The 16,484-nt window shown below is 33.7% G+C and carries 14 protein-coding genes; 3 read left to right on the top strand and 11 right to left on the bottom strand.

Going from position 1 to position 16,484, the window contains the following annotated elements:
* The gene (locus tag C794_RS04665; protein ID WP_017795974.1) at window positions 1-735 is read right to left on the bottom strand and encodes a sulfite exporter TauE/SafE family protein; all 735 of its coding nucleotides are present in this window, start codon (window positions 733-735) and stop codon (window positions 1-3) included.
* 331 nt (window positions 736-1,066) lie between these two features.
* On the opposite strand from C794_RS04665, the gene C794_RS04660 reads away from it, so the two are divergent.
* Window positions 1,067-1,363, top strand: coding sequence for a hypothetical protein (locus C794_RS04660; protein ID WP_017795973.1), 297 nt, complete (start codon window positions 1,067-1,069; stop codon window positions 1,361-1,363).
* On the opposite strand, the gene C794_RS04655 is transcribed toward C794_RS04660, so the two are convergent.
* The 5 genes from C794_RS04655 to C794_RS04625 all read right to left on the bottom strand — a co-directional run bounded on the left by C794_RS04655 (window position 1,356) and on the right by C794_RS04625 (window position 6,550).
* Window positions 1,356-1,883 carry a DUF4269 domain-containing protein gene (locus C794_RS04655; protein ID WP_017795972.1) on the bottom strand — a complete coding sequence of 176 codons (528 nt, stop codon included), beginning with the start codon at window positions 1,881-1,883 and terminating at the stop codon, window positions 1,356-1,358. The two genes, C794_RS04660 and C794_RS04655, sit on opposite strands and share 8 nt — an antisense overlap.
* Before the next feature lie 324 nt (window positions 1,884-2,207).
* On the bottom strand, window positions 2,208-2,678 hold the full coding sequence (locus tag C794_RS04645) for a GNAT family N-acetyltransferase (RefSeq protein WP_017795970.1): 471 nt from the start codon (window positions 2,676-2,678) through the stop codon (window positions 2,208-2,210).
* 277 nt (window positions 2,679-2,955) lie between these two features.
* Window positions 2,956-4,866 carry a threonine--tRNA ligase gene (gene thrS / locus C794_RS04640; protein WP_017795969.1) on the bottom strand — a complete coding sequence of 637 codons (1,911 nt, stop codon included), beginning with the start codon at window positions 4,864-4,866 and terminating at the stop codon, window positions 2,956-2,958.
* Window positions 4,867-5,555: 689 nt separating this feature from the next.
* Window positions 5,556-6,194 (bottom strand): SRPBCC domain-containing protein, encoded by a 639-nt coding sequence (locus C794_RS04635; RefSeq protein WP_083900514.1) that lies wholly within the window; start codon window positions 6,192-6,194, stop codon window positions 5,556-5,558.
* Window positions 6,195-6,244: 50 nt separating this feature from the next.
* Entirely contained in the window at window positions 6,245-6,550 is a 306-nt protein-coding gene (locus C794_RS04625) for an ArsR/SmtB family transcription factor (protein WP_017795967.1), read from the bottom strand.
* A 129-nt stretch (window positions 6,551-6,679) separates the two neighbouring features.
* Here C794_RS04625 and C794_RS19680 point away from each other — a divergent pair, with 129 nt between their 5' ends.
* Window positions 6,680-7,213 (top strand): MazG nucleotide pyrophosphohydrolase domain-containing protein, encoded by a 534-nt coding sequence (locus tag C794_RS19680; RefSeq protein ID WP_017795966.1) that lies wholly within the window; start codon window positions 6,680-6,682, stop codon window positions 7,211-7,213.
* Between the two features lie 701 nt (window positions 7,214-7,914).
* On the opposite strand, the gene C794_RS04610 is transcribed toward C794_RS19680, so the two are convergent.
* Window positions 7,915-8,850 carry an NADP-dependent oxidoreductase gene (locus C794_RS04610; RefSeq protein ID WP_017795964.1) on the bottom strand — a complete coding sequence of 312 codons (936 nt, stop codon included), beginning with the start codon at window positions 8,848-8,850 and terminating at the stop codon, window positions 7,915-7,917.
* Between the two features lie 305 nt (window positions 8,851-9,155).
* Here C794_RS04610 and C794_RS04605 point away from each other — a divergent pair, with 305 nt between their 5' ends.
* A complete protein-coding gene (locus tag C794_RS04605; RefSeq protein WP_017795963.1) occupies window positions 9,156-10,196 on the top strand; it encodes an enoyl-CoA hydratase/isomerase family protein in 1,041 nt (346 codons plus the stop codon).
* A 77-nt stretch (window positions 10,197-10,273) separates the two neighbouring features.
* Here C794_RS04605 and C794_RS04600 read toward each other — a convergent pair whose 3' ends face one another.
* The 4 genes from C794_RS04600 to C794_RS04585 all read right to left on the bottom strand — a co-directional run bounded on the left by C794_RS04600 (window position 10,274) and on the right by C794_RS04585 (window position 16,137).
* Window positions 10,274-11,734: a CoA-acylating methylmalonate-semialdehyde dehydrogenase gene (locus C794_RS04600; protein WP_017795962.1), complete on the bottom strand. Its 1,461-nt coding sequence runs from the start codon at window positions 11,732-11,734 to the stop codon at window positions 10,274-10,276.
* Window positions 11,731-12,630, bottom strand: a complete 900-nt coding sequence (locus C794_RS04595; protein ID WP_017795961.1) for an NAD(P)-dependent oxidoreductase — start codon at window positions 12,628-12,630, stop codon at window positions 11,731-11,733. Before C794_RS04595 ends, C794_RS04600 begins: the two co-directional genes overlap by 4 nt.
* Complete coding sequence (locus C794_RS04590; RefSeq protein WP_017795960.1) at window positions 12,623-14,275, bottom strand: acyl-CoA dehydrogenase family protein; 1,653 nt, start codon at window positions 14,273-14,275, stop codon at window positions 12,623-12,625. Before C794_RS04590 ends, C794_RS04595 begins: the two co-directional genes overlap by 8 nt.
* A gap of 137 nt (window positions 14,276-14,412) precedes the next feature.
* Complete coding sequence (locus C794_RS04585; RefSeq protein ID WP_017795959.1) at window positions 14,413-16,137, bottom strand: sigma-54-dependent Fis family transcriptional regulator; 1,725 nt, start codon at window positions 16,135-16,137, stop codon at window positions 14,413-14,415.
* Window positions 16,138-16,484 lie beyond the last annotated feature (347 nt).

Here is a 16,484-nt window from a genome sequence, read left to right as displayed (position 1 = left end):
CTAAGCTGTTAAAATTGAATTCATACTATCAAATAATAAATATATACCTGTTATTAGCAACAAAGCATAAGTAATGACTGTAAATATTTGTTGGTTCATCTTTTTAAATAAGTATTGTCCCAATCCTAAACCAATAATCACTAGAGGTATAGCATACAAGCTTGAGAGCCAAACCGATGTTGTCGTCCCGCTAAATGTTATTTGCGTAATCAGACTAATACTATAAATGAATAGAAAGAAAGCAAGTGTAGTTGCACGAAGCTTTTCTTTTGTTATTTTAGTACCAGTAAAATACAACAATAGGGGAGGTCCTGGCATGCCAATACTAGTAGTTAAAATACCAGAGATCCATCCAACGAAATAATCTCTTTTGGGTGTTGAAATCATCTTTACACGACATAAAAGAAGGAGTGTTAATAACAATAATATAATACTAATCATTAATTTAAATATTATAATATCCACCGTCATATAAATAATAATCCCAAGCGGCACCCCAATAATACTTCCAACTACCATCCGCTTCAATAATATTTTGTCTACATCTGCTCTAATCTTCCATATCAATGCAATTGATATAATTAACGAAAGTACAATGTTTAGCTGAATAGCATCCTGTGGTAAAAATAATAAAAGTAAAAAAGGAGTGGCCATAATTGAAAAGCCAAATCCAGTACTTGTTTGAAATATACTAGCGATTATAATAATACTAATAAAAGCTAAAATCGTCCCCATCCTCACACTCCTTATAACCCAATATGGATGGTGGTTCCATCAGAACAATAAAGAAATTACCTTTCTCTCTGGCTATACTTCATTCTGGACTCTCATCTTACTTATGAGTTACCTTTTTCCCTTGCTACGCTGGGCATTCATCAATTATGTGTTACTTCTTTTCTGGTTACGCTTCATTTTGGTACTCGTACATTTTCAATAATATTCATTGAAAAATCACCTAGTTGTTATATCTATAAGTATACCACGAGTAATAGTTGAATCGAAGGAGAGCACTTGATTCTTTTTGGTGTTACAATGTATTTAAAAATAAACAAATGGAGGATAAAATATGGAGTTGACAATCATTATTTTACTTATTCTCATCGTACTTTATTTGACAATTCAATTAATGAAAACTCGAAGTAAATTAAAATCTATTGAATCAAATACCCAAATTGTGAATAAAAAGGAAAACTTCCATCATACTGATCATCCAATACATCAACAATTATTACTGCTCATTGATCAACAACAAGATGTAAAGGCAGTAAAATTAGCACGTGAAACGTTTGGATTTTCTTTACTTGAGGGTAAACGTTATGTCGATTGGCTAAAGAGGAAAGAGTCTAGTAGAAATATTAAATAATCCCTTGATCTATCCCATAACTAATTAATTCCTCATATGGATCTCCTGCAATTCCCAACAACATACAAAAAGCAGGCTCTGTTTTGATTCCTGCTTTTTTTAATAAGCGAATCTCATCTTTCATCAAAGGATTTAACTTCAATATATGATTTTCAATTTTCATATGTAAATACGCGTATTGTTCAGAAGTAGGAACATTTTGACCAAATAATTCAAACTTGTATCCTTTGAAATCAAATTGCGACTTAACAACTTGATTGCGACGAATGAATTTTTCTTTTACATTAAATGTTCTTAAGTGACAATAATGCAATTGTAGTTTTTGCGAAAATAATTGAAAATCTTCAACAAACATGATGATATCAATATCGGATTCTTCGGTATAAACATCAATTGGATATGTACCACAAACCACAGGATGATATGTGGTGAAATCTTCTAAAACTTGTAATTTCTGCACAGCCTGATATACCTTTTTTTGTTCTAAGTTACCATCTTTTAAAATTTGTAGGCTATTCATTTCCAAACTCCTTTATATAAATTTACGGATCATTAAACCCTAAAGCCATAATATTAATTACAGCTAATATGATTACTAATGAAAAATTTATTAATTGTAAAACTAATTTCCATTTATTATGAGAAAAGATTGCCATTATAAATGCTAAGATGGAAAAGGCTAATGAGGTTAATATAAAAAAATTTCCCACACGAATAAATGTGATGTTCATTAAGTAATTCCAGTCAAAATACAAAGTCATCATTAAAACGACAGAAAAGATGGTTAAAATCAACGCGAGAAGTGTAATTATTTTTTTACCCTGCACACTATCACCATACCTTACTATTTTTTAAATCTTGAATATGATAACTCTAAAACTATCTCTTTACCCACGTATTCTCCAGTCCTCATGAATCCAACTTGTTCATACAATGTAAGGGCAAGATAATTTTCAGGGACAGCAGAAATAAGAATGTCATTAACTTTATATTTTTCAAAAAAGTATTTCAAAAATTGCTTTAATGCTTTCTTACCGTAACCTCTTCCTTGAAAATCCTTTCCAATCATATAACGTTCCAACCACCATGAGTCACGTGGATAATCTTCATCAGCAGGATAAAAACAGTACATGAAAAAACCGACAAGATCCTCATCATTATAAATCGCATATGGATGCTTTTCATCTGATTCATAATTTGCTTCCAATATCGAGAACCAGTTCGGTGCTACAAAGTCTGCTTGATTCTCATTCACCTTTAAGGATATTGCGTTTTTATAATTAGAAGCATCTATTTTCCTAAAAGTAATTGTCATTACAATTCTCCTTTATCATTTCATATCTATATATTATCTTATATTTCTGAATATATAAAGCTTGTTTAAATTCGATAGTCTTTTAGTTAATAGCTCATCCTGTTTACGATTATCATGAAATTCTAAAGCTTTTTCTGTTTATAGACCGGTTCTATTCACCACTTTCATCGCATTCTGTAGCAACTCTCGTTAATAGAACCGAACTAAAACTGACCACAAACTCTTATGTTTGTATCCTATTCTTATAGACGAATATTCACTCAATAATCAGCGAATATTATCTTTTTGTCTTTATCTCATCACATACTTTTGAAATAAAATCCTCAACATTTACAATCACCGATGTTTTTTCTCCATATTTTCTTACATTAACAATATTTTCATTTACCTCTTGATTACCAACTACTAAAACATACGGAAGTTTTTCTAACTGTGCTTCCCTGATTCTATATCCTAACTTTTCATTACGGTAATCAATTTCCACACGAATATTGTGACTAAGCAAAATTTCTTTTAGAGCATTAGCGTATTCTTCATGCGCCCCGGCTACTGGTAATATTTTGACTTGAGTCGGAGCTAACCATGTTGGAAAAGCACCAGCATAATGCTCGATTAGAATTCCTAAGAAACGGTCAATTGATCCAAAAATTGCGCGATGAATAACTACTGGTCGCACTTTCTCATTATTCTCATTAATATAAGACAAATTAAATTTCTCTGGCATTTGATAATCCAGTTGAATCGTTGCACATTGATGACTCCGATGTAAAGCATCCTCGATATGGAAGTCGATTTTTGGGCCATAAAATGCACCATCCCCTTCGTTTAGCACATAGTCTATGCCCAAACTATCCAGCACTTGTATAAGTGCTGCCTCAGAATCGTTCCAAAACGCATCATTTCCTAGTGATTTTTCAGGTCGAGTAGATAATTCTACTTTGTATGAAAAACCAAATGTTTGATATACCTCATCAACTAGTCGAAAAACATTGCGTATCTCTTCTACCATCTGATCCTCACGTATAAATATATGAGCGTCATCTTGACAAAAAGTTCGTACACGGAGGAGTCCATTTAATGCACCACTAAATTCATGCCGATGCACTTGACCAAATTCTGCGATTCGTACAGGAAGATCACGATAAGAATACAATTTATCTTTAAAAATCAGCATATGACCAGGACAATTCATCGGTTTTAAAGCAAAGTTCGTTTTATCTACTTCCGAAAAATACATATTTTCATGATAATGATTCCAATGACCGGATTCTTCCCATAACTTTTGATTCATCATAGACGGTGTGCGTACTTCATTATATCCCGATTTACGCTGTACTTCTCTTGAATAATCTTCTAAAGCTTGTCGTATTATTTGACCTTTAGGTAAGTAAAAAGGCATACCTGGCGCTTCATTTGAAAACATGAATAATTCTAGTTGTTTGCCTAAATTTCGATGATCTCTTTTCTTAGCTTCTTCTATCCTTTTTAAATGTTCATTTAATTCTTTGTTGTTACGAAAGGCAATACCATATACTCGTTGCAAAACATCATTTGTATCTTCTCCTTTCCAATAAACTCCGGATACTTCTAAAAGCTTATATGCTTTTAACCAACCTGTAGAAGGAAGATGAGGACCTTCAAAGATATCAACAAATTGTCCTTGTCGATACACACTTACCATATCTTGTTTATACTCATTTATAAGTTCCACTTTGTAACTTTGATTATATGATTCAAATAGTTGAATTGCTTCCTGACGTGAGAGCAATTTTGCGACAATCGGGATATCTTCGGAAATAATCTTTTTCATTTCTTCTTCAATAACGTTAAAATTTTCTTTTGATATACGATAATTTGAGTGAAAATCATAATAGAATCCATTCTCTGTTTGATTCCCAACTCCTAAATTTGCATCGCCAAATACTCTTTGTATTGCATGGATGAATACACGTGCTGCTGTTTGTCTTATAGCGGATAAGCCTTCATTTGAATCGATGCTAATGATTTCTAGCTTGCCAGACTCCATTAATAAATCGTTTATTGAGACAGGTAAACCATTGAAATTACCTGCAATTGCTTTTTTACCCAAACTTGTTGCAATCTTCCTTGCCACTTCTATAAGTGCCGTACCTTTCTCCACCTTTATTTGTTGATTATCTGCTAATTCGATAACTATGAACTCATTCAATTTCTTTCACTCCTTTTTTTAAATATATAAAAAAACATATCCATCCCTATACAAGGGACGAATATGTTCTATCCGTGGTTCCACCCAAATTTCCGAATAGCTATTCTAACTATCCTCGGCTTCATTGCTATAACGTCGCATTCACGGTGTTGGTTGTTACCCCAAACACAACTCCAAGGTGGTAAGAAACTTACAAACAATTAGGAAGTTCTCAGCTATCTTCCTTCTCTGTAAATGTAGTAAAGCTTCTCATGTCCTCTTCAACATTTAATATAAATTTATACTTGATTTAATGGCGGGTTTGTTCTTCCCCTACTTATCCTGTCTGACTAAGCTACATAGACTTGCTACCTATTACATGCGAGAAAAAATTGTAAAAAAAACACATTCTCCCTATAACAAGGGACGAAATGTGTTTTCCGTGGTTCCACCCAAATTTCCGAACAGCTGCTTATAGCTATTCTTGGCTTAATTGCTATAACGTCGCTAACGGTGTTAGTTGTTACCCTAACACAACTCCAAGGTGGTAAATTACTTTTACTAGTTAGGAAGTTCTCACCAATTCTTCCTTCTCTGGGAACTATACCAAGTAATTCATGTCCTTATCTTCGCACTTCTTAATATTAAACATATCTTACACAATTTTAAATTAATTCGCAAGGCTATTTTCAGAAAAAGGCAATAATCTATTATTTTATTATCGTTCCAAAAGGAATGGTGTTTGCTGTAACTTTGATTTTTTCATCATTTCTTACTATATCAAGCTTTATTTTTGTTCCCACCGGCTGATGTGTTATAGCAATTTCACAACCATCATAATGATTCACAACTTCTCCATTTACAGCATGAATATAGTCTCCCTCTTTAACTTTACCCGAAGCAGGAGTATTTTCATGCACATGAACAACTTTAATTCGATCTATTTCTGTTCGAGTATTTAATCCTAACCAACTATTCCAGAACTGCTTACGTTGGTCATAATTGTCCTCGATTACAGTTTTTAGATTTAACATGAACTGAAATGTTCCAAAAAGCATATTTTCCATTTCTGCAATACCGTGATCACCAATCCAATTTCCCGTGTATTCAATGGAGACTTTCGTTCCTTCTCCCTGTGATTGAAGCGTCCATGTAGTATGAAAACCATCTACATCTTCTAATACTAATTTTTCATTTTCTATAAATTCAATAATTACCCCTTCATAAGTTACATTCCAACCATAATCTAAATATATCTTACCTCCTTTTCGCAAATCAATTTCACACTGCCTTGTTTCCCATTTATTTCGAAGCTCAGGTATCGTTACTGCTTCCCAAAACCTTTTCAATACGTGTATTTATAACTATTTCCTTTTTTGCTATACTAACCCATTCCATTCTATTCCTCCTCTAAAAAATCGTTTAGACGATCTAGTTTAGACTTCAGTATATGATTAATTTCTTTCTTCGCCTGTATTGCTTCTTTTTCAAACAATGATTGATTTAAACGATAGTAATTGTACTTTCCCTCCCTTCTTATTAAAAGTAATTTTTCATCAATTAACATATCAATATGTTTCTTAATTCCAGGCTGACTCATGTCAAATGACGAAACCAGTTCTTTTTGTGTATACTCTCTCTTCGCTGTTAGGGAGAGTATTTTTTTTCTAGTTGGATCTGCAAGTAATTTATATAAATTCACCATATGTGTGTTACTTCCTTTAGATAACTTTTTAGTTATATGTATTGTATACGATATTAAAATTAAAAGGAATAATTGTTTGAATAATTAGATTAAAACTTTTTGTTATACTTACGAAAAGGAGGGGTATATATGCATGACATTTATATATATCAGAGTAATATTGACAAACATATTCAAAACTTAGGCGGATACTGGCGATCCATATCTGCGCTTGCCAGGCTACAAGAAGAGATTGGGGAATTAGCAGAGTTAATTTTAGAAAAAAATTCTAAAATAGATGAGTTGAAAGAAGAAATAGCGGATATTTATATTATCTCCACTTGCTTAGCTAACCAATATAAAAATAATTTAGAAAAAGTATATAATAAAATAGATATTCCAACAAAAACAAAAGAATTACAAGAGCTAAGCAGTGATCATTCTGTCACGGATCTATTTTTTTATATCCAAATTCAAGCAGGTAAAATTGCACGAATCATTAATCATTATGATGGAGACAAAATAAAAAAACCTACTGAAAAAGATCGAAATTTAGGTTTGGAAGTTGCTTTTTTACATAAATATCTCTTTCTTCTTGCAAATAACTTTAAGTTTAACTTATTCCATTCTATTGATCGTGTGTTAAAAAATCTGCTAAAAGAGATAAAAACCGCTTTTCCTTAATGCATGATCCAACAACAACATTGTCATTAAAAAGATATAGAGCTCTTATCAATCAATCGACTGGTAAAATTACAGAAAAGAAACTATGGGGCAGTTATGAATGGAATTCTAATAGAAGTATAGAGAACAATATTGAGAAAAGCGTCCCTTCTTTTATACATTTTTGTAAATGTGCCCAAATAGAAGGGTTAGATGGATATGTTTTCGAAATTTCAGCTAGTGATAATACCAATATAGAAGTTTTGAATAATCTCCTAGATGTTCTTTCTATACATAAATTAAAAGTAGTAAGAAGCTCTAATTTAATTTGTATACAACAAATTCCTTTTCTAGTGGAATTGTATAAAAACAAAGATGGCCTACAATATATTGTATTTCTAACTCAGTAGACAATTTAATCATTCAAAAGGAGGGGACAAAAGTATACATACAAAAGCTAAATCCGAATAATTGAATTTTGAAAACCCGCTTCAGAAATATACTTCGTTTTTCGTGGGTGGCTGATGAGCCTACGGTTGCTAATGCATCGGGGGCTCACCTAGTCCTTTTTCCCACAGGACAAGGAAGACCTCGACAGCATTGCATCGCACGCAGAAAATCAATTTTTGATTTTCAAGGAGTCCTATATTTCTTACGCTTATTCTAGATATCCATCCGTATTTTGAGCAAAGCTTTTAATTATGTCCCATCCTCTTTCAATTTTATTTAATTTTTATTACAATTTTCCCTCTAGCATGATGTGTTTCACTTAATTGATGTGCTTCTCGCAATCCTTGTTCCGTAAATGGGAATGTGTGACCAATAACCGGTTTTGCTTCACCTGTTTTCAAAAGCTCAGCTATTTCACTAAGTTGTTTGCCGTTCTCTTCTAACCAAAGGAACCCAGCTTTTATCCCTTTTTCTTTTGCTTTTTCTTCATCTGGATTACCAGCAATGGAAACTAGTTTTCCACCTTCTTTTAATACTTCAAAACTTTGTTCTAATATGTCTCCACCTAATGTGTCGACAACAATATCATAATCCTTTAGAACTTCGTGAAAATTCTCTTCTTTATAATTAATGAATCGATCGGCCCCTAATTCTTTTACTAATGATTCATTTTTGTCACTTGCCGTAGTGGCTACATAAGCACCAAAATGTTTGGCAAATTGAATGGCGAAGCTACCAACCCCACCAGAGCCAGCATGAATAAGAACGTTGTCACCTTTCTTTATATTTGAGAAATCTATCAGACATTGCCAAGCAGTAAGACCTGCCAGAGGAACACTTGCCGCTTCTTCAAACGATACATTTTCTGGAAGTTTCGCCACTCTCGATTTATCTACAGCTACGAATTCTGCATAAGTTCCTTGAGCTGTTGTTGCTGGTCGTGAAAATACACGATCACCAACCTTAAACTGACTTACATCTTTTCCAACTTCAGCTACGACACCAGCAGAGTCCCAGCCTAAAATAACTGGAAAATCGAAATTAAATCCATCCTTAAAATAACCTTCACGTATTTTCCAATCGATTGGATTAATAGATGTTGCATATTGTTCGATTAAAATTTGATTATCTTTTAATTTAGGTTCAGGGACATCTTGTTCATAAAGTTCATCCGCGTGTCCATAGTTATGAATTACAATTGCTTTCATCTTATCCCTCTTTCTTTTAAGTTCTACATCTTTTGTTCCCTATAATAAGATAATTTAATCATTATTATACAATGTGATTTTATTCCGTATGTAAGATGCAGTAATCCTTGCTTATCAAAGGTGATAGAAGTGGATAAACTGATCGTTCATTCAGTGGAGAATACCCATTGAATGAAGTTTCACTTTATAGTAATGGATGGTACAATATAATTAATAGAATACTTAGAATAGATGATTAAATTCAAGATTTGATCTTCGGTTATGTAAGCGTTATCCAAAAATCGAAGAGTGAAGGAGAGATTGAAATGGAACAAGATGTTGTATTATTTAGTGAAAAAAATGGGGTTGGAACCATAGAGTTAAATCGTCCAAAAGCGATTAATTCGATATCTCAACGCATGATTGAATTGATTTATCAACAATTAAAAAGTTGGAAAAATGACTCCAGTATTAAATTTATCATATTCTCAGGGAATGGCCCTAAAGGATTTTGTGCAGGAGGAGACATCAAAACACTTTATCAAGCAAAAGAGAGTGAATCTAAATATCAACAAGCTATTCGTTTTTTTCAACTAGAATACAAGACAGATGCTCTTATTTATCATTATCCAAAACCTATAATAGCGATTCTAGACGGTGTTACGATGGGAGGAGGAGTTGGATTAACGTACGGGGCAAGTCACCGCATTGTAACAGAACGAACAAAATGGGCAATGCCAGAAATGAATATTGGCTTTTTCCCTGACGTTGGAGCATCCTACTTTTTTAATCAAGCTCCAGGAAAAATTGGTTATTATCTTGCTTTATCTGCATCCGTTATTTCTGGGACTGATGCGATTTATGCAAATGCAGCAGATCACTATATTACAACAGATAACTTAGACACGTTCATCCAAGAAATTATGGAAAAAGATTGGACAACAGAGAAGGATATTAACCATTCTATAGATAATATTGTGCAGAAATTCACTTCATCATTAGGTCAAAGTAATTTAGAGAATCGCCGTTCTGCAATCGACAAATATTTTTCTCATTCCACTTTAGAACAGATTTTTGCATCTTTAGAGAGTGCGGATAGTGATTTTTCCAACAAAACTAAACAACTATTATTAACAAAATCACCTATTTCCTTGAAAGTAACATTAGAGCAATTAAGGAGAGGGAAAGAAAAATCTTTAGAGGATTGCTTTAATATGGATTTAATACTTGCTAAGAACTTCTTAAAATCAAATGATTTTTATGAAGGAGTGAGATCTATCGTTATCGATAAAGATAAAAAACCAAACTATCAATATAAGAAGTTAGATGACGTTAAAAGTGATTTAGTAGATTCCTATTTTAATTAATAATCCGGCTCCACGCACTATAATAATGGGAGAGGTCATCCAGATGACCTCTCCCATCAATCTTAGTTAATCTAAATTTAAAACCATCTTTCGGTAACTACTTTCTTACGAGTATAGAATTGTACACCATCTTTTCCGTTCGTTCCTAGATCACCATAGAAAGATGCTTTATTTCCTGCAAAGGAGAAGAAAGCCATCGGTGCAGGAACATTCACATTTACCCCTATCATCCCTGCATCTATTCTGTTACGAAACTGTTGAGCAGATTTGCCGCTATTTGTGTAAATCACAGCACCATTTGCAAATTTCGATTGATTGGTTACCTGAATACCTTCTTCCAAATCTGATACACGTACTACGCTTAAAACTGGTGCAAAAATCTCATCTTGCCAGATTTTCATTTCTTGTGTTACATGATCAAAAATCGTTGCTCCAACATAGTAACCATCTGGAGTATCTTCTTTGATTTTCCTTCCATCAACTAAAAGATGCGCTCCTTCCTCTACACCAGAATCGATGTAACGGAGTACTCGTTCTTTATGGGATTCTCGAATAACTGGTCCAATAAAATTAGCGTCATCCATTCCATCCCCAACTCGAAGTTTATTAGTTTCTTTTACTAACTGCTCTAAAAATTCATCAGCTATATCATCAACTACCGCAACTACCGAACATGCCATACATCTTTCTCCACTACTTCCAAATGCTGCTCCAATAACCCCTTGAATTGTCTTTTCCATGTCACAATCAGGCATTACTACTGCATGATTTTTTGCTCCAGCAAGAGCCTGAACACGTTTCCCGTGGGCAGTTCCTGTTTGATAAACATGTTTAGCCACAGGCTCCGAACCAACAAAAGAAATTGCTTCAATATCTGGATGAGTTAAGAATCGATTAACGACTTCTTTTCCGCCATGGACTAAATTTAAAACTCCTTTTGGAAATCCAGCTTCATAAAATAATTCAACGAGTCTTTCTGCTAATATTGGTGTTCTTTCTGAAGTCTTTAATACAAATGTATTTCCACACGCAATTGCTAAAGGGAACATCCATAGTGGAACCATCATCGGAAAATTAAAAGGCGTAATTCCAGCTACTACCCCTAAAGGATAGCGCCATATCGAACCATCTATACCTTTTGCAATACTAGGAAGCGCATCCCCCATCATCATAGAAGGAGTGGAAGTAGCTAATTCAACTACTTCAATTCCTCGTTGCACCTCACCTTGTGCATCTCTCAGTGATTTTCCATTTTCTAAAGTAATGATCTTAGCTAACTCTTGCTTATTATCTTGTAGTAACTTCCAATAATCGAGTAGATATCTTGTACGATTTGGTACTGGTGTGTCTGACCATTCTGGAAACACTTCTTTTGCCGCAGCAACTGCCATATCGACATCTTCTACATCAGAGATAGTGACCGTAGCTATTGTTTCTCCAGTTGCGGGATTAGGAATCACTTCTTGCTTCCCACTTTTGGCATCTACCCATTTCCCATTTATATAATTTTGCATATGTTTTGTTTCAGAACTGATCATGTCGTCGCCTCCTTATTTTTATCAATGGTATCTTTTAAATATTTATATAAAACTGCCATATCTTGATCTCCATAACCTTGTTGTTCTAAATTCCTATACAAATCTAACAACGATTTACTAATTGGCAAATCCAATTGATTATTGTCTGCAACTTCCATAGCAAACTCTAAATCTTTTCTTAATAGCTTTAATGCAAAACCTGGATTAAAATCATTGGGCTCTATAAATGTTTTATAATTTCTTTCATAAATTCTACTTTGTCCGTAACTAACATTCATCATCGAAAATAAATCATTTAAATCAATGTCTTTTTGATTAGCAATTTGAAGTGCTTCACTTACTCCTGCAGTATAAAATCCAATCAATAGATTATTGATAAGTTTAACAGTCGTTCCTTTATCTATTTGTTCGCCAACATGAAAGACGTTTCCTCCAATGACATTCAGAATATCTTTTACTTTTTGGAAAGACTCTTTCTTCCCTCCCACCATCACGGTTAAGGTTTGGTTTTCTGCACCAACCACACCACCGCTAACCGGAGCTGCTAAGAATGGAATCGATTTTTCCGACAAGGAGGCTTCCAATTGCTGATTTAACTCAGGAGCAACTGTGCTTGTATCAATCACTACTTGTGAAGAATTACAATGAACAAGCAAGCCATCTTTGTCTAGGTATACAGCTTCAACCGCTTTATTAGATGGCAAACTAGTAAGGATTACATCACTTTCTGCAACTAAGTTAGCGCATGAAAGAGCAATATTTCCTCCAGACTTTTTAAAAAGCAGCGACCTTTCCTCATTTACATCATAGCCTATGACTTCATATCCACTGTTCATTAATCCAATAGACATCGGTAACCCCATATTCCCTAATCCAATAAACCCGATTTTAGACATAATATCCCCCTTTTCTTATTAGTGATTTTGCTATATTCTCCTTAGCTTCATATATATTAATATAATTAGGAATGATTAATTCCTCGATTTCATCTAAATACTTCTGTTGTACTAATTCATCCTCCACTAGAGCTACAATTATACGCTTGGTTCTTTCAAGAATACGTTGTAAATTCTCTTCTAATATTATTTGTGCCATTTGCTTTGTTACTTCGGAGTGATCACTATTAATCTCAGCCGTTATCATCACATAAACATCCATCACACTGTCTGCAATTACTCCCTGATAAATTTGATTTACTTCATCATCACCCGAAGTAACTGCTTTCAACATTTTGTTTAATAATAATTTCCCGTATCGAATATATACATTTTGTTCTAATTCAATTTCCTTATTTAATTTGTCTTGATTGTATTGTTTCAAAAACGATTTCGCTATCGTTAAGCGATTAATTTCAGATGTACCTTCAAATAAACGATTGATTCTCGCATCACGGTACAATCTTTCTACCTCATATTCTTGCATATAACCATATCCACCATGGATTTGTAATGCTTCATCTACAATCATATCAAGCGACTCAGATGCTAGCACTTTATTGATGGAACAGTCCATAGAATAACGCGCAAGTAATGTTATAAAATTATCTTTACCATTATCTATTAAATGCTGATCAAGTAAACTAGCAGTGTAGTATGCTGTACACTCTGACTTATAGATGGCTGTAGCCATATTCGCTATTTTCTCCTGAATTAATCCAAATTCAACAATATTTCTGCCAAACTGTTGACGTTCATTTCCGTATTTAATAGCAAGTTCAAGTGCTTGTTTTGACATGCCAATGTTGGAAAAAGCAATTTTCAACCTTGCTAGATTTAATATATTTAAGGCGATATAATGACCTTTTCCAATTTCTCCTAGAACCTGTGCAGAATCCAATTCTACATCCTCTAAAATTAATGTTGCTGTGGATGAACCTTTGATACCTAGTTTCTTTTCTTCAGGCCCTATGGATACTCCTTTAAACTTTCTCTCAACAATAAAGGCAGTAATACCTTGTTCTGTATTAGCAAATACAACATATACATTTGCAATATGTGCATTTGTAATCCATTGCTTCTCTCCATTTAATGTCCACACCTGCTTCTCTTCGTTCCATTTTGCAGTCGTTTTGGAAGCCAATGCATCGGACCCAGCGTTTGGTTCGGTTAGAGCGTACGCCCCCACCCATTCTCCTGAAGCAAGTTTTGGTAGATATTGATTTTTCTGATTTTCATTTCCAAAATATACATATGGTAACGTACCTACACCAGAGTGAATATTAAATGCTACACTAAAGGAAGCAGCATACCCCATTTTTTCTGCAATAATTCCAGACATACGTTTTCCAGCTTCAAGTCCACCATATTTTTCAGGAACTTCTGCACCCATTAAACCTAATTGGCCAACTTCTTTCATTCTCTTTTTCTGTAACGTATAATCATGATCTTCCAATTGGTCCATATAAGGGAGAATTTTCTCGTCCACTAATTGATGTATCGTTTTAGAAATTAGTTGTTCGTCCTCACTTAAAGTAATGGAATAGCTAACTTTTTCTATTCCTTTTTCTTCAGGAAACAAAGATCTCGTTTCAGTAAGTTTCACGCTAAAAACCTCCTTTCAATTGTATACATGCAAAAAGTATGCCAACTCAGGTCAAAGTTACTGCATCTCCATTTCAAGGATTTATTATTGTCTAACTGTCTAGACACTTAATGTCAGCACTGCCTAATTTGACATGTTTATTCAAGGGTATAGCGAGATATTTTATTATAGAGCGTAGCACGGGATATTCCTAATAATTTTGCAGCCTTTGTCTTATTGCCATTTACATGTTCCAATGTTTCTTTTATACGTTCCTTCTCTTCTTCTCCCGATAACGACTCTGATGCTTTTTTATTTGTTAGAAAGTTATAAGATGTTAATCGTTGTCTGTCATCTAGATCAGGTATATTTTCTAATGTCATATGTTGATTTTCTGCTAGCACATATAATCTTTCTAAAAAATTGATAAGCTCTCTAATGTTTCCTTTCCATGGTTGAGTATACATCCATTGAACTACTAATTGATCAATCGTTTTTTCATCACCATATTCATTATTTAATTCGGCTATTTTATGTGAAACAATGATTGGGATATCCTCCGCCCTCTCTCGTAAAGGAGGAATATGAATAGGTATAACATACAAACGATAATACAAATCATCTCTAAATGTTCCATCAAGTACCATCTGCTTGATATCTTTATTTGTTGCAGTTATCAACCTGAAATCGATATTTGATTGATGATTACTTCCTACCCTTTCCACACTTTTCTCTTGAATAACACGCAAAATTTTAGCTTGCATTGTTAATGGCATGTCACCAATTTCATCTAGAAAAAGCGTCCCCCTATGGGCTAATTCTATTTTTCCAGGTTTCCCGCCTTTTTCTGCTCCTGTGAATGCTCCCGAACTGTAACCGAACAATTCTGATTCTAATAATGCTTCCGGGATAGCAGCACAATTTACGCTTATAAATCTTCCGTTAGTTAAAGGACTCTCATTATGAATAGCTTTTGCAACAATATCTTTCCCAACTCCGCTCTCTCCTGTTATTAATACCGGAGCTTTTGATTGCGAAGCTTTTCTAGCTATTTTTTTGGTCTTTGTAAAACAAGGGCTATCGCCTAGTAAATCTTCAAATCGAGTCAGCAAATTTTTCTTATACGGTTGATCCTTTTTTAATTTACTATGCTTCCCTTTATCTAATTCTTCCATCTGATCGATTACTTGATAAATTTCAGATACACCTTCATAAACCAAAATACCAGCTGCTGCAATCACCTTATTATCTTTCCATATTGGTATTCGATGCACGACTAAATTTTGCCCTTGTAATCGATGCGCCTGACTTCGTTCTGGTACACCTGTTTTTAATACCACCGGTAATCGCGTATTTTCTATAATTAATGCAGCATCTTTTCCGATTGCTTCTTCTGTAGGTACATTTACATATCTACTATATGCTTCATTAAATAAACGAATTATTCCTTTATCATCTACCACCGTCAAACCTTCGTATGCCGTATCAAAAACCATTTCGTACAAACTTAACATTTCATCTTTTTGTTTTAATTGTTTTGTTATCTCTGTATGATAATGAAACCATTCCTTAGCTGTTATTTCTCCAATTAATTCTCCTTCATCATTAACAATATATGTAGGAATATCCTGAAGCTTATCAATTAGTAAATCAGCAGAAGCGACACGATCACAATTCCTTACGAATAAGCTAATTCCTTTACCACTACTATCTTTTTGAATCACATCTTGTAACTTAATAATTCCTTTCCATTTCTGTTCCTCTACTACTGCTATTTCTGTCCTATTATTTTCCAATAGGATGTGAAGCACACGTTTTAAAGGGTCTTCTGGATGTACAAAAAGTGGATTTGGGTGCATCCAATCAATGATTTTGTTAGTCATGTGTGGCCCCCATTCTGAATTTAAATTATAAAAATTCTGTTATTTAATTATAGCACTATTGTGTACAAAAACTAATACGCTTGAAATCTAAAAAACTTTTATAAAGGTGAGTTAAAGTTTTCCATATGCATTGGAAATCAAGCAGCGTAACATTGGGATTTCATACGAAATATCTTATTATGAAATTCAAGTACAAAAATTAGCATACTTAATATAAAAAAATAAAGGTACACCCTGTTCCTACTTTGAAACAGCTCCCAACATGATGAAACAAAAAACAGAACATCGTATATCTATTTACAGAAATTAGTTATCTCATATAAGTTAGATATAAGCGCTTAACTATT

It is taken from the genome of Oceanobacillus kimchii X50 (assembly GCF_000340475.1).
In the GTDB taxonomy this organism is placed as follows: domain Bacteria; phylum Bacillota; class Bacilli; order Bacillales; family Amphibacillaceae; genus Oceanobacillus; species Oceanobacillus kimchii.
Note: the sequence above shows the minus strand (reverse complement) of the source record. Positions and strands in the feature narration are given on the sequence as shown.